This window comes from Kitasatospora sp. NPDC002522 (assembly GCF_053595195.1).
In genome coordinates this window covers 1-20,566 of the sequence record NZ_JBSFXE010000077.1, presented here as the reverse complement: position 1 = coordinate 20,566, position 20,566 = coordinate 1, and the positions used below count along the sequence as shown (strand labels likewise).

13 protein-coding genes and 1 pseudogene are annotated in these 20,566 nt (G+C 72.4%); 13 read left to right on the top strand and 1 reads right to left on the bottom strand.

Annotation, left to right across the window (positions count from 1 at the left end; translation table 11 throughout):
- The first annotated feature begins 246 nt into the window (after positions 1-246).
- The 8 genes and pseudogenes from ACWD4U_RS33905 (at position 247) to ACWD4U_RS33870 (ending at position 11,066) form a co-directional block, all read left to right on the top strand.
- Positions 247-714, top strand: coding sequence for a carbohydrate ABC transporter permease (locus ACWD4U_RS33905; protein WP_363461737.1), 468 nt, complete (start codon positions 247-249; stop codon positions 712-714).
- A 29-nt stretch (positions 715-743) separates the two neighbouring features.
- Positions 744-1,784, top strand: coding sequence for a LacI family DNA-binding transcriptional regulator (locus ACWD4U_RS33900; protein WP_363461739.1), 1,041 nt, complete (start codon positions 744-746; stop codon positions 1,782-1,784).
- 23 nt (positions 1,785-1,807) lie between these two features.
- Entirely contained in the window at positions 1,808-3,793 is a 1,986-nt protein-coding gene (locus ACWD4U_RS33895) for a beta-galactosidase (protein WP_363461741.1), read from the top strand.
- A gap of 145 nt (positions 3,794-3,938) precedes the next feature.
- Positions 3,939-5,379, top strand: a pseudogene (locus ACWD4U_RS33890) (alpha-galactosidase); the annotation flags it as partial.
- Between the two features lies 1 nt (position 5,380).
- On the top strand, positions 5,381-5,488 hold the full coding sequence (locus ACWD4U_RS33885; protein ID WP_363461759.1) for a hypothetical protein: 108 nt from the start codon (positions 5,381-5,383) through the stop codon (positions 5,486-5,488).
- Positions 5,489-5,569: 81 nt separating this feature from the next.
- Positions 5,570-7,081, top strand: coding sequence for a glycoside hydrolase family 43 protein (locus ACWD4U_RS33880; RefSeq protein ID WP_363461743.1), 1,512 nt, complete (start codon positions 5,570-5,572; stop codon positions 7,079-7,081).
- A gap of 49 nt (positions 7,082-7,130) precedes the next feature.
- Entirely contained in the window at positions 7,131-8,879 is a 1,749-nt protein-coding gene (locus ACWD4U_RS33875; protein WP_363461745.1) for a cellulase family glycosylhydrolase, read from the top strand.
- 69 nt (positions 8,880-8,948) lie between these two features.
- Positions 8,949-11,066: a beta-galactosidase gene (locus tag ACWD4U_RS33870; protein WP_363461747.1), complete on the top strand. Its 2,118-nt coding sequence runs from the start codon at positions 8,949-8,951 to the stop codon at positions 11,064-11,066.
- An 81-nt stretch (positions 11,067-11,147) separates the two neighbouring features.
- Here the strand turns inward: ACWD4U_RS33870 and ACWD4U_RS33865 are convergent, their stop codons facing one another.
- Entirely contained in the window at positions 11,148-12,242 is a 1,095-nt protein-coding gene (locus ACWD4U_RS33865; protein ID WP_363461749.1) for an aldose epimerase family protein, read from the bottom strand.
- Positions 12,243-12,517: 275 nt separating this feature from the next.
- Here ACWD4U_RS33865 and ACWD4U_RS33860 point away from each other — a divergent pair, with 275 nt between their 5' ends.
- The 5 genes from ACWD4U_RS33860 (at position 12,518) to mmsB (ending at position 20,301) form a co-directional block, all read left to right on the top strand.
- Positions 12,518-13,879 carry a jacalin-like lectin gene (locus tag ACWD4U_RS33860; protein ID WP_363461751.1) on the top strand — a complete coding sequence of 454 codons (1,362 nt, stop codon included), beginning with the start codon at positions 12,518-12,520 and terminating at the stop codon, positions 13,877-13,879.
- Between the two features lie 176 nt (positions 13,880-14,055).
- A complete protein-coding gene (locus ACWD4U_RS33855; RefSeq protein ID WP_363461753.1) occupies positions 14,056-15,990 on the top strand; it encodes a phosphatase PAP2 family protein in 1,935 nt (644 codons plus the stop codon).
- Positions 15,991-16,318: 328 nt separating this feature from the next.
- A complete protein-coding gene (gene chvE, locus ACWD4U_RS33850) occupies positions 16,319-17,404 on the top strand; it encodes a multiple monosaccharide ABC transporter substrate-binding protein (RefSeq protein WP_363461761.1) in 1,086 nt (361 codons plus the stop codon).
- A gap of 110 nt (positions 17,405-17,514) precedes the next feature.
- Positions 17,515-19,062, top strand: coding sequence for a multiple monosaccharide ABC transporter ATP-binding protein (gene mmsA / locus ACWD4U_RS33845; RefSeq protein ID WP_363461755.1), 1,548 nt, complete (start codon positions 17,515-17,517; stop codon positions 19,060-19,062).
- A 3-nt stretch (positions 19,063-19,065) separates the two neighbouring features.
- A complete protein-coding gene (mmsB, locus tag ACWD4U_RS33840) occupies positions 19,066-20,301 on the top strand; it encodes a multiple monosaccharide ABC transporter permease (protein ID WP_363461757.1) in 1,236 nt (411 codons plus the stop codon).
- Positions 20,302-20,566 lie beyond the last annotated feature (265 nt).

The window sequence follows — 20,566 nt, the reverse complement described above, 5'->3', positions numbered from 1 at the left end:
ACAGGCCGGTGGCGGGCGTGGGCGTGGCACTCACGTGGGTAGACCCCTCGGGCAGATGGTCGAGGCTCGTTCGTCGAAGCCCATCGACGCTGACACGGCGCGCTCGCACGTGTCAACAGCCTTACAGGAAGCCGAATTTAGATTTGTTCAGGCCCTTGTCGAACCGGTAACCCATCGTTAGTGTCACCGAAACATCCAAGCGTTTCGACAGTTTGCTGGAGAAGGGCCGCCCCCATGAGAACTGGGATGAACCGCAGAACTTTCCTGAACTCCGCTGTCTCGGTCAACATCCTGGTGCTGCGCTCCTTCTACCAGGGCACCAGCTCGGAGCTGATCGACGCCGCCCGGATCGACGGCGCCGGCGACTGGCGCATCCTGTGGTCGGTCGTCCTGCCCACCTCACGGGCCGTCACCGCGGTGATCGCCCTGTTCTACGCGGTCGGCTACTGGAACTCCTTCTTCAACGTCCTGCTCTACATGCCGACGGACAGTCAGAAGTGGCCCCTGCAGGACGTGCTGCTGACGTACGTCAACCGCGGCAACGGCCTGCCGGGCTCGGTGAACTCCGGCTTCGGCAGCGTCCACCAGCAGACCGCGCCGCTGTCGCTGCAGATGGCCGTGGTGGTGCTCACCCTGGTCCCGATGCTGCTCGCCTACCCGTTCGTCCAGAAGCACCTGCGCACGGGCGTGCTCACCGGCGCGATCAAGGGCTGAGCCCGACCGACCCTTAAGGAAGTGGACCGATGGTGACCCTCGCCGACGTGGCCAGGCACGCGGGCGTGTCCGCCAGCACCGTCAGCTACGCGCTGAGCGGGAAGCGATCGATCTCGCGGAAGACCCGCACCCGCATCGAGCAGGCCATCACGGCGCTCGACTACCACCCCAACGCGGGAGCCCGGGCACTGGCCGGAAAGCGCTCGCACATCATCGCGCTGATGGTGCCGCTGCACACCGAGGTGCACGTGCCGACCATGATGGAGATCGCCATCGCGGTCACCGTCGCGGCCCGCGAGCACGGCTACGACGTGCTGCTGCTCACCAACGACGAGGGCCCCGACGGCGTCCAGCGGGTCGCCGCCAGCGGCCTGGCCGACGGCGTCATCCTGATGGACGTCCGCCTCGACGACGAGCGCGTCCCCGTCCTGCACGCCCGGGGCGTGCCCGCCGCGCTGATCGGCCTGCCCGCCGACCCGGCCGGACTGTCCTGCGTCGACCACGACTTCACCACCGCGGGCGCCCTGTGCGCCGACCACCTGGCCGACCTCGGCCACCGCGACGTCGCGTTCATCGGCTACGGCAGCGCCGTCTACCGCCGGCACGCCGGCTACGCGGAGCGCACCGTCCAGGGCTTCCGGGACCGCGCCGAACAGCGCGGCGTGCGCTTCCTGCACCGCCCCTGCGAGGGCACCTACGAGTCCACCGCCGGCACCCTGGCCCGGATCCTCGCCGACCGGCCCGACACCACCGGGTTCGTCGTGCAGAACGAGGGCGCGATCGGCCCGCTGCTCAACCTGCTGCGGGCCGGCGGGCGGACCGTCCCCGAGGACGCCTCGGTGATCGCCATCTGCCCGGACGCGCTCGCCGAGCAGCACTCCCCCCGGCTCACCGCCGTGACCAGTCCGAAGAAGGAGCTCGGGCAGCTGGCCGTCGACCAGGTGATGGCCCGGATCACGGCGGTGGCCGACGGCTTCGAACCGAAGGACGAACTGCTGCTGGTGGCACCGGACCTGATGGTCCGGGAGAGCACCGCCCCCGCCCCGCACCGCACCACATCCCGTCCCTGACGCCACGGAAGCTGAGATTTCCCATGACGATTCGCCGACTCACCGACCGGCTCGGCGGCCTCGCGTTCGGCGGGGACTACAACCCCGAGCAGTGGGACGCCGAGGTGTGGAAGGAGGACGACGAGCTGATGCGCCGGGCCGGGGTCAACCTGGCCACCGTCGGCGTGTTCTCCTGGGCCCTGCTGGAGCCGGCGGAGGGCCGCTACGACTTCGGCTGGCTCGACGCCCACCTCGACCGGCTGCACGCCGCCGGCGTCGCCGTCGACCTGGCCACCCCGACCGCCTCCCCGCCGCCCTGGTTCACCCTGGCCCATCCGGACGCCCTGCCGGTCACCCCCGAGGGCGTCCGCCTCACCCACGGCAGCCGCGACACCTACTGCCTGGCCGCCCCCGCCTACCGCCAGGCCGCCCGCCGGATCGCCGGCGCGCTGGCCGAACGCTACGCCGACCACCCGGCGCTGGCCCTGTGGCACGTGCACAACGAGTACGTGACGCTGTGCTGGTGCGAGCACACCGCGGCCGCCTTCCGGGTCTGGCTGCGCGAGCGCCACGGTTCCCTGGACGCCCTCAACGAGGCCTGGGGGACGGCGTTCTGGAGCCAGCGCTACAGCAGCTGGGAACAGGTCCAGCCGCCGCGCGCCACCCAGTGGCACGGCAACCCCGGCCGGTCCGTGGACTTCAGCCGCTTCTTCTCCGACCTGACCATCGCCGCCTACCGGGAGCAGCGCGACGCGATCCGCGCGCACAGCGACCTCCCGGTCACCACCAACTTCATGCTGCCGGGCTACCAGAACCTGGACCTGTGGGCGTTCGGCCGCGAGGTGGACGTGGTGTCCGTCGACCACTACCCCACCGCGTCCGGCCGGGGCGCCGCCGCCGACACCGCGTTCGGCGCCGACCGGGCCCGTTCCTTCGCCGGCGGCGCGCCCTGGCTGCTCATGGAGCAGGGCACCAACACCGTCTACGCCGGGGACCGAGTCCTGGCCAAGGAGCCCGGCGACATCCTGCGCCACTCGCTCGGCCACATCGCCCGCGGCTCGGAGGGCGCGCTGTTCTTCCAGTGGCGCCAGTCCAAGGCCGGCGCCGAGTTCTTCCACTCCGCGATGGTCCCGCACGCCGGGGCCGACAGCCGCACCTTCCGCGAGACGGCGGCCACCGGCGCGGCCGTCGGCCGGCTCGCCGAACTCGCCGGCTCCACCGTGCGCGCCGAGGCCGCCGTCCTGCACGACTCCGACGCCTGGTGGGCGATGAACGTGGACGGCCTGCCGTCCGGCGAACTCGACTACCACGGCGAGCTGCGCCGCGCCCACCGCGCGCTGTGGGACGCCGGCGTCACCACCGACTTCGCCCACCCCGAACGGGAGTTGAGCCGCTACCGGCTGGTCCTCGCCCCCGCCCTGTTCCTGCTCTCCGACGCGGGCGCGGCCAACCTGCGCGCCTATGTCGAGGGCGGCGGCACCCTGCTGGTGCAGCCGTTCAGCGGCGCCGTCGACGAGCGCATGCACGCCCGGCTCGGCGGCTACCCGGCCGCGCCGCTGCGCGAGGCGCTCGGCATCCGGGTCGAGGAGTACCGGCCGCTGCCGCGCACCTCGGAGCTGCTCCTCACGGACGGCTCGCGGGCCACGGCCTGGAGCGAGTCGCTGCGCACCGAGGGCGCCGAGACCGTCGCCGCCTACCCGGACGGCATGCTGGCCGGCTCCCCCGCCCTGACCCGCCACGCCTTCGGCGCCGGCCACGCCTGGTACCTCTCCACCCGGCTCGACGACGCGTCCTACGGCGCGCTGGTCGCCCGGCTCACCGCGGACGCGGGCCTGGCCCCGGACCTCCCGGGCCTGCCGCCGACCGTCGAGTCGGTCACCCGGCACGCCCCGGACGGCCGCCGCTGGCACCTGCTGATCAACCACGGCCCGGACGCCGCGCCGCTCCCCGAGCCCGCCCACGACCTGCTGACCGACGGCCCGCTCGCCGAACTCCCGCCCGGCGGCTGCGCCGTCCTGCGCGCGCACTGATCCCGGCCCGTCCGCCCCCCTTCCCCGACCGCGGCGGACGGGCCGCCCTCCACTCACGGGCTGACGATCCGTCACTCTTCCGCTCCTTCCCGCCACCTGACGGCCCACCACCGCAGCCGACTCGCCCCCATGCGAGGACCTCGCCATGACCGACGCACCCATCACCGTCCGCTGGGGCCACCACGCCCTGGCCCTCACCATCGACCTCGCCGAGGACGGCACCGCCCGCCTGCGCCACCTCGGCCGGCCCGGCGACACCCCGGCGCCCGCCGCTGCCGCGCTCCCGCTGGTCGAAGCCACCGCCGCCGGCCACGGGCGGTACTGGTCGGGCCGCCACCTGATCGACACCACCATCGGCGCCCGGCTGCGCCACCGCGGCCACACCGTCGGCCGGGACGGCGACTGGCACCTGCTCACCGTCGACCTGCACGACCCCGTCACCGGCCTGGCCGCCGAGGTGAACTACCGCTCCCCGGACGGCATCCCCGTGCTGCGCGCCGAGGTGGTGCTGCGTAACGAGGGCCGCGAGCCGCTGCACCTGGAGTCGGCGTCCTCCCTGGTGGTGGGCGCCCTCACCACCGGCGACCCGGCCGAGCTGGACGCCGCCGAGCTGCTCTGGGCGGAGAACGACTGGATGGCCGAGGGCCGTTGGCAGCGCGAACCGCTGCGCACCGCCTTGGCAACCCTCGGTCTCCCGCTTCCCCGGGCCGGGCGGGATCCACCAGGTGCTGGACCGCATCCGCGAGCGCGGCATGGTGCCCGGCCTGTGGCTGGAGCCGGAGGCGGTCGGGGTGTCCAGCCCGCTGGCGAAGTCACTGCCCGAGGAGGCGTTCTTCCGGCGCGACGGGCAGCGGATCGAGGAGGGAGGCGGCCGCCACCACCTCGACCTGCGCCACCCGGCCGCCCGGGCGCACCTGGACGCGGTGGTGGACCGCCTGGTCGCCGACTGGGGCGTCGGCTACCTGAAACTGGACCACAACACCGACCCCGGCTCCGGCACCAGCGCCCACCCCGGGGAGGCCCCGGCGGCCGGCCTGCTCGGCCACAACCGGGCCCAACTCGACTGGCTGGACGGCCTGTTGGACCGGCACCCGGACCTGGTGCTGGAGAACTGCGCGTCCGGCGCCATGCGGACCGACCACGCCCTGCTGTCCCGGATGCAGCTGCAGTCCACCAGCGACCAGCAGGACCTGCTGCGCTACCCGCCGATCGCGGCGGCCGCCCCCACGGCCGTCACCCCGGAGCAGGGCGCCGTGTGGAGCTACCCGCAGCCCGAGGACTCGCCGGACGAGGTGGCCTTCACCATGGCGAGCGCGCTGCTGGGCCGGATCCACCTCTCCGGGAAGCTCACCGAACTCGGCCCGGACGAGGCTGCGTCGGTGCGCGAGGCGGTGGCCGTCCACAAGTCGCTGCGCGCCGAGCTGCCGCACGCCGTGCCGTGCTGGCCGCTGGGCCTGCCGCGCTGGGACGACCCGTGGGTCGCGCTCGCGCTGCGCACCGCGGGCGGCGACACCCTGCTGACGGTCTGGCGCCGCCCGGGAGCGGACGCCACCACCACCCTGCACCTGCCGCACCTACGACGCCGCCATCCCGCAGGGCGGGAGCGTCCGGTGGGGCTTCCGGGCCACCTGGTCCGGCAGTGATGCCAATCCCCCGGCCTTCTGGCTGAACGGCGCCTCCTGCGCCATCGGCTAGCCGGCCGCACCAGCGGCGCCCCGGGTGCCCGACCCGGCCCGGGGCGCCGCCCGAACCGCACCATCGAGAGGAACCGATCCCGTGTCAGGCCAGCAGTCGGCGGCGAGCACCGTCACCAACCCGGTGATCCCGGGCTTCCACCCCGACCCGAGCATCTGCCGCGTGGGCGAGGACTACTACCTCGTCTGCTCCAGCTTCGAGTACTTCCCCGGCATCCCGGTCTTCCACAGCCGGGACCTGGTGAACTGGACCCAGATCGGCAACGCCCTGGACCGGCCGAGCCAGCTGACGCTGCCGCCCGAGATGCCCTCCTCCGCCGGGATCTACGCGCCGACCCTGCGCCACCACGACGGCCGGTTCTGGCTGATCGTCACCAACGTGGGCTCCTCCGGCAACGTGCTCTTCACCGCCACCGACCCGGCCGGGCCGTGGTCCGACCCGCTGCCGCTGCCCGACGTCCCGGGCATCGACCCGGACCTCGCCTGGGACGAGGACGGCACCTGCTGGGTCACCGTCGCCGGGGTCTCCCAGCAGCGCCTGGACCTCGCGACCGGCAGGTCGCTGAGCGAGTCGCAGCCGCTGTGGTCCGGCTCCGCCGGCGCGCAGGCCCCCGAGGCGCCGCACCTGTACCGGATCGGCGCGTGGTGGTACCTGCTGATCGCCGAGGGCGGCACCGAGCGCGGCCACAGCGTCGCCATCGCCCGCGGACGCTCGCCCCAGGGCCCGTTCGAGCCGTGCCCGCACAACCCGGTCCTGACCCACCGCGGCACCCACCACCCGATCCAGAACACCGGCCACGCCGACCTGGTCCAGGCGCCCGACGGCTCCTGGTGGATGGTGCTGCTCGCCGTGCGTCCGCGCGGCGGCACCCCTGGCTGGCACGTGCTCGGCCGGGAGACCTTCCTCACCCCGGTCGACTGGGTGGACGGCTGGCCGGTGGTCGGCGCACTCGAACTCGAGTCGCCCGCGCCCGCCTGGCCGCTGCACCCGGTGCCCGCCGCACCGGTCCGCGACGACTTCGACCAGCCCGACCTGCAGCCGAGTTGGATCTCGGTGCGCGAGCGCCCGGCGCAGCTGGTCACCACCAAGGAGCGCGCCGGCTGGCTCACCCTGCACGCCGCCGGGGCCTCGCTCGACGAGCCGGACGCGGTGTTCGTCGGCCGCCGCCAGCAGCACCTGACCTGCGGGGTGCGCGCCCTGGTCGACGCCTCCGCGGGTCGCGGCGGCCTCGCCATCCGGCTCGACGAGCGGCACCACTACGAGATCGAGGCGACCGCCGGCCGGGTCACGGTGTTCGCCCGGATCGGGCCGCTGCGCACCGAGGTGGGCTCCGCGACGGTGCCCGAGGGCCCGGTGGTGCTCGGCCTGGAGATCGCCCCGCACCCGCCGGAGGGCGCCCGGACCAGCCCGGACCTGCTCTCCTTCGGGATCGAGCAGCCCGACGGCGCCTTCACCGTGCTCGGCTCGCTGGAGGGCCGCTACCTGTCCACCGAGGTGGCGGGCGGCTTCACCGGCCGGGTGATCGGCCTGTACGCCGCGGCCGGCACGGTGCACGCCGACTGGTTCGACTACCGCCCCCACCACAGCTCCTGACGAGCCGTCAGGCCTCCCTCCACCCACCCGCTCGACGAAAGGCACGGCAATGATCGACGCCCAGACCGCCCGCCCGCGCAGCCGCCGGCTGCGCCGGTCCGCGACCCTGCTGGTGGCCCTGGTCACCACCGGCGGCCTCACCGCCGGTCCCGCGTTCGCCTCCCCGGCCGCCCCGGACGCGGCGCAGCAGACCGCGGGCGTCCACGTCCCCAAGGACCGGATGGCCGCGCTCGCCGCGATGCAGCCCAGCTGGAACCTCGGCAACACCCTCGACGCCATCCCCGACGAGACGTCCTGGGGCAACCCGCTGGCCACCAAGGCGCTGTTCGACAAGATCCGCTCGGAGGGCTTCCGCAGCGTCCGCATCCCGGTCACCTGGTACCCGCACGAGTCCGCCACCGCCCCGTACACCATCGACGCGACCTACCTGAAGCGCGTCAAGCAGGTGGTCGACCTGGCGCAGGCGGCCGGCCTGTACGCCGAGATGAACGTGCACCACGACTCGTGGCAGTGGATATCGAACATCGCCACCGACCACGACAACGTGATGGCGCGGTTCAACTCCACCTGGCAGCAGATCGCCACCGCCCTCAAGGACGAGCCGCGCAGCCTGCTCATGGAGAGCGTCAACGAGCCGTCGTTCGCCAACGGCACCACCGACGCGCAGAAGAAGCAGTACATGAACGAGCTGAACACCTCGTTCTTCACCATCGTCCGCAAGTCCGGCGGCAACAACAAGAACCGCCTGCTCGTCCTGCCCACCCAGGGCTGCACCCCGTCCGACGAGCTGATGAACGACCTGTCGGCCACCATCAACTCGCTGCACGACCCGAACCTGGTGGCCACCGTCCACTACTACAGCTACTGGCCGTTCAGCGTGAACATCGCCGGCACCACCACCTACGACGCCACCACCCAGAAGGACCTGAACGACGCCTTCGCGCGGATGCGCACCATCTTCACCAGCAAGGGCGTCCCGGTCTACCTGGGCGAGTACGGCCTGCTCAGCGAGCCGAACTCGGGCACCGTCGAGAACGGCGAGATGCTGAAGTACTACGAGGAGCTGGGCTACCAGGCCCGGACCAGCCACGTCACCAGCGCGCTGTGGGACGACGCCAACTTCCTCAACCGCAGCTCCCTGCAGTGGCGCGAGCCGGACCTGATGGCCATGATCAAGCAGTCCTGGACCAGCCGCTCCGGGACGGCCGCCAGCGACAACCTGTTCCTGCCGAAGTCCGGGCCGATCACCGACCAGACCATCGACCTCAACCTGAACGGCACCCGGTTCCTGACGGTGTGGAACGGCAACGCGCAGCTGCGCGACGGCCCGGACTACAAGGTCAAGGACGGCAAGCTCACCCTCTTCGCGTCCGCCCTCACCCGACTGGCCGGCGACCGCTCCTACGGCGTCAACTCGACCGTCGAGCTGTGGTTCTCCGAGGGCGTGGACTGGAAGCTCCACATCATCAGCTCCGACCTGCCGGTGCTGTCCGACGCCACCGGCACCACCGACGGGCTGAGCGTCCCGACCCAGTACCGCGGCGACCAGCTCGCCACCATCGAGTCCAAGTACACCGACGGCACCAACGCCGGCCCGGCCTCCTGGACCGCCTTCCAGGGCTGGGGCTCCAGCTTCGCACCCGACTACGCCGGCAACGCGACCACCTTCACCAAGGAGTTCCTGAGCTCGCTCACGGACGGCCGGACCGCGGTCCTCACCCTCCACTACCGGAGCGGCGCCACCGGGACGTACAAGCTGACCCGCTCGGGCAGCACCGTCACCGGTTCCGCTTCCTGACGACAAGTCCGCAACCCGCCCCGGCCGCCGCTCCGGCAGCCGGGGCTCCTCCCTGACGAGGTGTCAGCGATGTTCCCCCTGCCTCCGCGCGTCCTGTTCGGCGCCGCCTACTACCCCGAGTACCAGCCGTACGACCGGCTGAAGGAGGACCTCGACCTGATGGCCGAGGCGAAGTTCACCGTCATCCGGGTCGGCGAGTCGGTCTGGTCGACCTGGGAGCCGGACAGCGGCCGCTTCGAACTCGAGTGGCTCACCCCGGTGTTGGACGCCGCGCACGCCCGCGGCATCTCGGTGGTGCTCGGCACGCCCACCTACGCGGTGCCGCCGTGGCTGGCCCGCCAGTACCCGGAGATCGCCACCGTGCAGTCCGGCGGCCGGCCCATGGGCTGGGGCTCCCGCCAGGAGGCCGACTTCAGCCACCCCGCCTTCCGCTTCCACGCCGAGCGCGTCACCCGCGCCATCCTCGCCCGGCACGCCGGCCACCCCGCGGTGATCGGCTTCCAGGTCGACAACGAGCCCGGCCTGCACCTGCCGCACAACCACGGCGTCTTCCAGCGCTTCACCGACCACCTGCGCCGGCAGTACGGCGACGTGGAGACCCTCAACCGCGAGTGGGGCCTGGTCTACTGGTCGCACCGGCTGTCCACCTGGGCCGACCTGTGGGAGCCCCACGGCAACCAGCAGCCGCAGTACGACGTCGCCTGGCGGGCGTTCCAGGCCCGGCAGACCACCGAGTTCGTCGCCTGGCAGGCCGCCATCGCGCGCGAGTACGCCCGCCCCGACCAGTTCGTCACCACCTGCCTGGCCTACGGCCACCCGGCGGTGGACGACGACGAGGTGACCGACGCCCTGGACGTGACGGCCGGCAACCCGTACTACGACATGCAGGACGCCCTCACGCTGCCCGACCCCACGCCCGAGGACCACGAGCAGTGGTGGAAGACCACCGGCGTGTGGGCGCTGTTCCAGAGCGCCGACCGGATCTACTCCTCCCGGCAGGAGCCGCTCCTGGTCACCGAGACCAACGCCCAGGCCGTCAGCGGCACTTCGGACAACCGTCCGGCCTTCGACGGGCAGTGGCGGCAGGCCGCCTGGGCGCTGGTCTCCCGGGGCGCGCGGATGATCGAGTACTGGCACTGGCACACCCTGCACTTCGGCACCGAGACCTACTGGGGCGGCATCCTCCCGCACAGCGGCCGGCCCGGCCGGGTCTACGCCGAACTCGCCCGCCTGGGCGCGGAGTTCGAGACGGCGGGCGAGCTGGTGGCCGGGCTCGAACCGGACGCCGACCTGACCATGGTCTACTCGCTGCCCAGCAAGTGGCTGATGCAGAAGTACCCGCCGCTGGCCACCGCCGCCGGCGCCGAGGACTCCGCCTCGTACCACCGCATCTTCGACCCGTTCTACCGCGGCGCCTTCGAGGCCGGCCGCCAGGTGCGGATCCTGCACGCCCGCCAACTCCACGACGCCCGCGGCGAGAAGGAGGGCGTCGACCCGCGGACCGCCGCCCGGCAGCACCCGGTGCTGGTGGTGCCCGGCCTGTACCTGGCCGAGGACTCGCTGCTCGACTGGTTCGCCGCGTACGCCGAGGCCGGCGGCCACCTGGTGCTCGGCCCGCGCACCGGCTACGCCGACCAGGAGGCCCGGGCCCGCCACGAGCCCGCCCCCGCCCGGCTGGTGGCGGCCGCGGGGGTGTCCTACGACGAGTTCAGCAACCTGTCCGCGGACCTCCCGCTGCGCGCCGCCGCGGACAGCCCGCTGGAACTCCCCGCCGACGCCACCGCGACCCGCTGGCTGGACGGTCTGCTGGTCGCGGACGCCACGGTGCTCGCCGAGTACGACCACCCGCACTTCGGCCGCTGGCCCGCCGTCACCACCCGCCGTCACGGCGCCGGCCGGGTCACCTGCGTGGGCACCGTGCCCGGCCGCGCGTCGGCCCGCTCCCTCGCCGCCTGGCTGGCGCCCGCCCCGGTCGGCGGCTGGTCGGGCCTCCCCGAGACGGTCACCGCCACCACCGGCACCTCCCCCGACGGCCGCCGGGTCCACGTCCTGCACAACTGGAGCTGGCAGCCCGCCGAGGCGACCGCCCCCGCCGACCTGACCGACGTGCTGACCCGCACCCCGGTCCCGGCCGGCGCCCCGGTGCCGCTCGGCGCCTGGGGCGTGCGGGTCCTCGTCGCCTCCTGACGCCCCGTCGACGCGAGTGGGGCCGGCCCGTCGGGCCGGCCCCACTCGCGTTGGTCCGTCAGCGGTCCGCGGGTACGCCCCTCAGCGGTCCACCGAGAAGCGGTACACCGTGGTCGAGCGGTACTCGTCGCCCGGCTGCAGCTCGGTGGACGGGTACTCCGGCCGGTTCGGGGAGTCGGGGAAGTGCTGGGTCTCCAGCGCGATCCCCGCGTGGGCCCCGTAGCGCCGCCCGGAGCGTCCGACCAGCGAGCCGTCGAAGGCGTTGCCGGTGTAGACCTGCAGGCCCGGCTCGGTCGTGCGGCACTCGACCCGCCGGCCGCTGGCCGGATGGCTCAGCACCGCGGCCGTGCGCAGCCCCGTCCCGGTCAGCACCCAGTTGTGGTCCCAGCCGCCGCCGGCTCCGGCGAGCTGCGGGTGCTCCGCCGCGATGCGCTCGCCGACCACCCGGGCCGTGCGCAGGTCGAAGGGCGTGCCGTCCACCGGCTCGACCGGGCCGAGCGGGATCAGCTCGGCGTCCACCGGCAGGTAACCGTCGGCCTCGACCCGCAGCATGTGGTCCAGCACCGTCCCCGCGCCCTCGCCCGCCAGGTTGAAGTAGGCGTGGTTGGTGAGGTTGACGACCGTCGGCGCGTCCGTGACGGCCCGGTACTCGATGCTCAACTCGCCCTCGGCGTCGAGCAGGTACGTCACCTCGGCGCTCAGCGCGCCGGGGAAGCCCTGGTCGCCGTCCGGGCTGTGCAGCCGCAGCCGCACCCCGACCCGCGCCCCGTCCCGGACCGGCACGCCCTCCCAGAGCCGGGTGGCGAAGCCGTCCGGGCCGCCGTGCAGGGTGTGCCCGGCGCCGCCGTGGCCGGCCAGCAGGTGCACCGCGCCCTCCAGCGGCAGCACGCCGCCGGCGATCCGGTTGGCGTAGCGGCCGACGGTGGCGCCGAAGTAGGCGCCCTCGCCGAGCAGGTCCGCGACCCGGTCGCTGCCGAGGACGACGTTCACGGTCCGCCCGTCCCGGTCCGGCGCCTGCAGGGCCTGCAGGCGGGCACCGAGGCTGAGCACCTCCGCCGTCACCCCGCCGGGGGCGCCGAAGGTCCAGCGGGTGATCCACCGCCCGTCGGCCAGGGCGGCGGCGTTGTCCTGGGTGACCGTCAGCGGTCCGTGCGACACGAGTGCGTTGGGCGGCATGGGCAGCTCCTCAAAAACTGTTAGCGCTAACACTATTCCCGTCGCCCAGCTCGCCGCTACCGCCTCGCCGCCACCGGTCGGGACGAGTTCCCGGAGTCCCACAAGAATACTCCGTTAACGCTAACAGAAGCTCCCCCGATGATTTGGCATGGCGTCATAAAGCCGCTGCTCACAGGAGGTTTGGAGGCTCGCCGACAGGTTTGACGCCCTCATGGCTGGCTCATACGCTCCGGGGCGCCGGATGATCCCGTGGCCGTTCTCCGATCGGAGCACCGATGTCCAAACCCCTCCTGCGCCGCCCCCTCGTCCGCTCCGTCCTGGTGGGCGCGCTCCCCGCGGCTGCCGCCCTGGGCAGCCCGGTCAGCGCCCCGGCCGCGCAGGCCACCGGCGAGGGCGGGTCGTTCTCCGTGCTGACGTACAACGTCGCCGGCCTGCCGCAGGTGCTGTCCAGCGCCTCGACCGACCGGCAGTCCAGCACCACCGCCATCGGGAGCCGGCTGGCGCCGTACGACGTCGTGAACGTCCAGGAGGACTTCAACTACCACGCCGCGCTGTACGCCGCCGACTCCCACCCGTACCGGACGGCGACCAGCGGCGGGGCGGGCATCGGCAGCGGCCTCAACACCCTGTCCGGCCTCGCCTACGACACCGACGACTTCGAGCGGGTCAAGTGGCGGGACTGCCAGCTCGACTCCGGCGACTGCCTCACCCCCAAGGGGTTCACCTTCACGCGGACCCGGCTGGCCGAGGGCGTGTACGTGGACTTCTACAACCTCCACGCGAACGCGGGCACGGCGACCGGTGACGAGGCCGCCCGCGCCGCCAACCTGGCGCAGCTCACCGGCTACATCAGGACCCATTCGGCCGGGAACGCCGTCGTCGTGATGGGCGACACCAACACCCGCTACACGCGCGCCGACGACACCATCGCCGCCTTCGCCGCCGACAACCGGCTGACCGACGCGTGGGTGCAGCTGGAGCGCGGCGGCGTCGCGCCGACCCGGGGCGCCGACCCGCTGCTGTGCGACCAGAACGCGCCCACCGACACCTGCGAGATCGTCGACAAGGTCCTGTACCGCAGCAGCGCGCTGGTCTCGCTGGGCGCGACCTCGTACGCCAACCGGCACGCCGACTTCCTGGACGGCTCCGGCCGGATGCTCTCCGACCACGACCCGGTCGCCGTCGGCTTCACCTGGAGCCGGAACCCGGCCTACCTGGCGAGCGAGCAGTTCGGCGGCCCGCACGGCGACTTCTACGACGACGTCGACCGCGTTCCGGCCGGGGCGCAGGCCGCCGTGGTCAGCCTGCGGGCCGGCGCCCGCGTCGACCAGGTCGGCCTCACCCTCGGCAACGGCACCGTCCTCACCCACGGGGGCTCCGGCGGCACCGCCTCCTCGCTCACCCTGGGCAGCGGCGAGTACCTGACCGCGGCCACCCTCTGCCAGGGCTCGTACAGCGGGCACACCCGCATCTTCTACGCCTCGTTCACCACCAACCTGGGCCGGTCGCTGGCCGGCGGCACCACGACCGCGGACTGCGTGACCCGCACCGCGCCCGCCGGCTGGCAGCTCGCCGGGTTCCAGGGGCGCGCCGGCGACGAGGTCGACAAGCTCGGCTTCCTCCTCACCCGCCGCTGACCGTCCCTCACCTCCCGACCACCGCGCACCCCCCGGCCCGGGCCGCCACCCGGGCCGGGAAACCTCCCGACCACCGCGCACCCCCCGGTCCGGGCCGCCACCCGGGCCGGGGAACCTCCCGCCCTTCCGGACGACCGCTCCGCCCCACCGGGCCACCCACCGCAGGAAGACCAGCGATGAACGATCAGCAGCAACCCCTGGACCGCCGCCGTTTCCTGCGCAGCTCCGCAGGCACCTCCCTCGGCCTGCTCGCCGCGCCCACCGCCCTGAGCCTGCTGGTCGCCCCGCAGCGGGCCGCCGCGGCGCCCGCGGGCCCCGCCCAGGGCGCCGCCTTCGTGGACTCCTACACGACCAACACGATGGCCGACCTCACCCCGGAGGGGAACGCGGCCGTACGCATCCTCACCGGGATGAACCGGATCTGGCACACCGGCGCCTCCTGGAACGACGGCTCGCCGCTGCTGGCCGACATCCTGCGCGCCAACGTGCGCTACTGCGTGCGGGTCACCACCCAGCGCACCGCGGCACAGGCCAGGGAAGCCTTCGTCTACGACCGCCAGCACCAGAGTTACGCCGTCATCGCCGGCCTCGGCCCGCTCGCCGACCTGTACCGCACCGGCGCGCGGGCGGTCACCTCGATCACCACCGCGCCCGACTCCACCCCGCCCGCGAAGATCGACGACGCCGTCCCCGCCGACGCGCCCGCCGGCTCCGCGCTGGGCCCCGGCGCCGCCGACTCGGAGCTGGGGCAGGTGGTCGCCCTGGTCAACACGCTCCGCGGACCGTACGCCTCCGGCAACCCCTCCAAGTACGCCTACCGGTACCCGCGTCCCTGGCGCCTGACCGAGGACAGCGCGGTCGTCGACACCGGCGCCACCGACGCGCTCGGCTTCCCGGTCTACGCCTCGGACGTCGTCGTCGCCCCGCAGCTGCTGCGCCAGCGCAACACCTCCCCGGCCGACGACGGCGGCTTCGTGAGCGGGCACACGAACGCCTTCCACCTGGCCGCGCTGGCCCTCGCGTACGCGGTGCCCGAGCGCTTCCAGGAGCTGATCGCCCGGGCGTTCGAGCTCAGCCACACCCGGATCACCGCGGGCATGCACTCCCCGCTCGACGTCATCGGCGGCCGCACCCTCGCCACCGCGCTCGCCGCCGCCACCCTCGCCGACCCGCGCAACGCCGCACTCAAGGCCGCCGCCCGGAGCCAGGCCGCCGAGTACTTCCGGTCGCGGACCGGCACCACGGCCGACACCCTGTACGCCTTCGCCCACCGGGCCACCAGGGCCGAGGACCCGTACGCCGACCGCGCTACCAACGCCGAGCAGGTCACCCCCCGGCTGACGTACGTCCTGCGCCCCGGCGGCCGGGACGTCCCGATGACCGTGCCCAAGGGGGCCGAGGTGCTGCTGGAGACCCGCCTTCCTTACCTCGACGCCGCCCAGCGCCGCGAGGTGCTGCGCAGCACCGCCCTGCCCTCCGGCTACGTCCTGCTGGACGGCCCGGAGATGTGGGGACGGCTCAACCTGTTCGCCGCGGCCGACGGCTACGGCTCGTTCGCGCGGGACGTGACCGTGGAACTCGACGCCGCCGCGGGCGGGTTCGGCGCGGCCGACGCCTGGCGCAACGACATCGACGGCCCCGGCGGCCTCACCAAGCGCGGCACCGGGACGCTGGCCCTGACCGGCACCAACCGCTACACGGGCACCACCGTGGTGGCGGCCGGGGTCCTCACCGCCGCCTCCCGCGACGCCCTCGGGCGCGGCGACGTCCAGGTCCGCGGCGGCACCCTGCGCCTCGACGCCGAGCCGGGCGCCGTCCGGGTGCACGGCGACTACCTGCAGTCGGCCGCCGGGACGCGCCTGGAGGTGACGCTGTCTCACCACCGCGGGCCCGCCCTGACGGTCGCGGGCCGGGTGACGCTGGGCCGCGGCGCGCAGCTCGTCCTGCGGCTGCCGGACGCCCGCGCGCTGGGCGACGACGTGGTGCTGCCGGTGATCGGCGGACGCAGCCTGCAGGGCGGGTTCGGCACCGTCACGGTCGACGCGGCCGGGTACCGGGCGACGCCGCTGTACGCGCACGACGGCCTGGCGGTGCGGCTGACCCGCTGCTGAGCGCCGCCCGCGCTGCGGGATTGTTAACGCTCACACCACGTGTCGTCAAGCCCTGGGCGAAAGCGGCCGACCCGAGCCCTGCGCGAGACCCAACGGTAATGCGAGCACTCTTGACGACCGTTCTGTGAGCGTTAACACTCAGGTAACAGCAGGCCAGGACACCCACAGCGTCCCGGTCTCACCCAACTCGATACCGAGCGCTCCCGGTCTCACCGACTGCCGGACCGGCCCCGCTCGTGCTCGACCCCCTGCTCGTCCGATGGTCGGCCGCCACCCCAGGTCCGGCCGGCCTCGGCGTCTTCCTGGAGGAACTGTGCGGAAGCTTTCGATGGCCCTCGCCGCTGCGGGCCTGGCGCTCTCCCTGGCCGCGTGCGGTCAGAGCTCGAACGGTGTCGGTGACGGCGCGCCCAAGAGCGGCGACGCCAAGGGCGGGCTGGTCGGCATCGCGATGCCGACCAAGTCGTCGGAGCGCTGGATCAACGACGGCAACAACATGGTCAAGGAGTTCCAGTCCAAGGGCTACAAGACCGACCTCCAGTACGGCGACAACGTCGTCGAGAACCAGGTCTCGCAGATCGAGAACATGATCACCAAGGGCGCCAAGCTGCTGGTGGTCGCGGCGATCGACGGCTCCTCGCTCACCGACGTGCTGCAGAAGGCCGCTGACGCCCACATCCCGGTCATCTCCTACGACCGGCTGATCCGCGGCACCGCCAACGTCGACTACTACGCGACGTTCGACAACTTCAAGGTCGGCGTGCTCCAGGGCATCTACATCGCCGAGAAGTTGGGCCTCAAGGACGGCAAGGGCCCGTTCAACATCGAGCTGTTCGCCGGCTCCCCGGACGACAACAACGCCAACTTCTTCTTCAACGGCGCGATGAGCGTCCTCAAGCCCTACGTCGACGACAAGAAGCTGGTCGTCCAGAGCGGGCAGACCGCGCTCAACCAGGTGGCCACGCTCCGCTGGGACGGCGCGCTCGCCCAGTCGCGGATGGACAACCTGCTCAGCAAGTCCTACACCTCCACCCGCGTCGACGCCGTCCTCTCCCCGTACGACGGCATCTCCATCGGCATCATCTCCTCGCTCAAGGGCGTCGGCTACGGCGGCAGCGGCAAGGCCCTGCCGATCGTCACCGGTCAGGACGCCGAACTGGCGTCGGTGAAGTCGATCATCGCGGGTGAGCAGACCCAGACCGTCTACAAGGACACCCGCCAGCTCGCCAAGGTCGCGGTCCAGATGGGCGACGCGCTGCTCACCGGCGGCAAGCCCGAGACCAACGACACCACCCAGTACAACAACGGCGTCAAGGTCGTCCCGGCCTACCTGCTCCAGCCCGTGAGCGTGGACAAGGACAACTACCAGAAGGTGCTCGTCGACGGCGGCCAGTACACCGCGGACCAGCTGAAGTAGCCTTCGCAGCCTCCGCGGCCCGCAGCAGCCCGGGCGGGGGCGGACGACCAGAAGCGTCCGCTTCCGCCCGCCCCCACTCCACCCGTCCCCAGCCGAAACGGATGCACCACATGGCCGGACCCGTCCTCGAGATGCGTTCGATCACCAAGACGTTCCCCGGTGTCAGAGCGCTCTCCGACGTCAACCTCACCGTCGCCGCCGGCGAGGTCCACGCCATCTGCGGCGAGAACGGCGCGGGCAAGTCCACCCTGATGAAGGTGCTCAGCGGGGTCTACCCGCACGGCTCCTACGAGGGCGAGATCCTCTTCCAGGGCGAGCCCTGCCGGTTCAGGGACATCCGCGCCAGCGAGCAGCGCGGGATCGTGATCATCCACCAGGAACTCGCCCTGGTGCCGTACCTGTCCATCGCGGAGAACATCTTCCTCGGCAACGAGCACGCCAGCCGCGGGATCATCAGCTGGAACCGGACGCTCACCCACGCCCGGGAGCTGCTGCGCCGGGTCGGCCTGCACGAGAGCCCGCAGACCCGCATCGCCGACATCGGCGTGGGCAAGCAGCAGTTGGTCGAGATCGCCAAGGCGCTGGCCAAGGAGGTCAAGCTCCTCATCCTCGACGAGCCGACCGCCGCGCTCAACGACGAGGACAGCCGCAAGCTGCTCGACCTGATCCTGGAGCTCAAGGCCCAGGGCATCTCCTGCATCATCATCTCGCACAAGCTGAACGAGATCGCCCGGGTGGCCGACGCCATCACCATCCTGCGCGACGGCCAGACCATCGAGACCCTCGCGATCGGCGCCGAGGGCATCTCCGAGGACCGGATCATCCGCGGCATGGTCGGCCGCGACCTGGAGCACCGCTACCCGGAGCGCACCCCGCAGCTCGGCGACGTCGCCCTGGCCATCGAGGACTGGACCGTCCAGCACCCCATCGACCACCAGCGCAACGTGGTCGACGGCGTGTCGGTCAACGTCCGGCGCGGCGAGATCGTCGGCATCGCCGGCCTGATGGGCGCGGGCCGCACCGAGCTCGCGATGAGCGTCTTCGGCCGCTCCTACGGGCGGTGGACGGGCGGCCGGGTCCTCATGAACGGCCAGGAGATCCGCACCCGCACCGTGCCCGAGGCGATCGGCCACGGCATCGCGTACGTGACCGAGGACCGCAAGCAGCTCGGCCTCAACCTGATGGACGACATCAGCCGCAACATCTCGCTGAGCGCGCTCGGCAAGGTCGCGCGGCACGGCGTGGTGAACGAGCACGAGGAGACCCGGGTCGCCGAGGGCTTCCGCACCTCCATGAACATCAAGGCCCCCTCGGTGTTCGCGGAGACCGGCAAGCTCAGCGGCGGCAACCAGCAGAAGGTCGTCCTCAGCAAGTGGATCTTCGCGGAGCCCGAGGTGCTGATCCTCGACGAGCCCACCCGCGGGATCGACGTCGGCGCCAAGTCGGAGATCTACACCGTCATCGCCGACCTCGCCGCCCAGGGCAAGGCGGTCCTCGTCATCTCCTCCGAGCTCCCCGAGCTGCTGGGCCTGTGCGACCGCATCTACACCATGGCCGAGGGGCGGCTCACCGGCGAGGTCGAACGGGCGGACGCCACCCAGGAATCCCTCATGCGCCTCATGACCGTGAGCGCGGAACTCCAGAACGAGCAGGTATAACGCATGGCCCAGACCGAGACCACCACCGCGGCCAAGGCCGCCGCACCCGCCGCGGGCACCCGCCCGCCCGTCGCGGCCGTCCTCGTCCAGGCGCTGCGCGGCAACGTCCGCCAGTACGGCATGCTGGTCGCGCTGGCGCTGATCGTGCTGCTGTTCCAGTTCTGGACCGGCGGCATCCTGCTGCAGCCGCTCAACGTCACCAACCTGGTCCAGCAGAACAGTTACATCCTGATCCTGGCCATCGGCATGATGATCGTCATCATCGCCGGGCACATCGACCTGTCGGTCGGCTCGCTGGCCGCGTTCATCGGCGCGGCCGCGGCGGTCATGATGGTCCGTCACTCCGTGCCCTGGCCGCTGACGCTGGTCCTCGCCCTGCTGATCGGCGCCGCCGCCGGGGCCTGGCAGGGCTTCTGGATCGCCTACGTCGGCATCCCCTCGTTCATCGTCACGCTGGCCGGCATGCTGCTGTTCCGCGGCGGCACCCAGATCATGCTGCAGGGCCAGTCGATCGCGCCGTTCCCCAAGGGCTTCCAGAAGATCGGCAGCGGCTTCCTGCCCGAGGTCGGCCCGCACACCAACTACCACAACCTGACCCTCCTGCTCGGCGCCGCCGTGCTCGCGGTGACCATCCTCCAGGAGGTCCGGGGCCGCCGGCAGGCCGCCTCCTACGACCTCGAACTGCTGCCGCTCGGCTTCTTCCTGGCCAAGCTCGCGGTCATCACCGCCGCGGTGGCGGTCTTCACGATGCTGCTCGCCAGCTACCACGGCTTCCCGATCGTGCTGCTGATCCTCGGCGTGCTGCTGTTCGCCTTCGGCTACCTGATGCGCAACTCCATCATCGGCCGGCACACCTACGCCATCGGCGGCAACGAGGCGGCCGCCAAGCTCTCGGGCGTGCGCAGCAAGCGCGTCGTCTTCCTCGCCTTCGTCAACATGGGCGTGCTCGCCGCGCTGGCCGGCCTGGTCTTCGCCGCCCGCCTCAACGCCGGCACCCCCCAGGCCGGCATCAACTTCGAACTGGAGGCGATCGCCGCCGCGTTCATCGGCGGCGCCTCCGCCAGCGGCGGCGTCGGCACCGTCCTCGGCGCGATCATCGGCGGCCTGGTCCTCGGCGTCCTCAACAACGGCATGTCGCTGGTCGGCATCGGCACCGACTACCAGCAGGTGATCAAGGGCCTGGTCCTGCTCGCCGCCGTCGGCTTCGACGTCTACAACAAGCGCAAGGTCGGCTCCTGACCCGCACCACCCACAGCCCCACATCTCCACCCCCCTCCGCCCGGTCCCCCGACCGGGCGGAGTCGTGTCCGCCCCCACCACCCATCACCACCTCCGTCCACTGGCTGGTCCGGGCCCACCGGAACGTGTGGCGGCATCGCTCAGAGGGCGTTTCGTCCCGTTGTTTTGTCCGGAGATGAATGGCTTGGTCATGGTTCATGTGCCGCGCCATGTCGGGGTGGTTTCGTTGGTGAGTCGGCGGGTCATGAGGTTGATCATCGCGAGG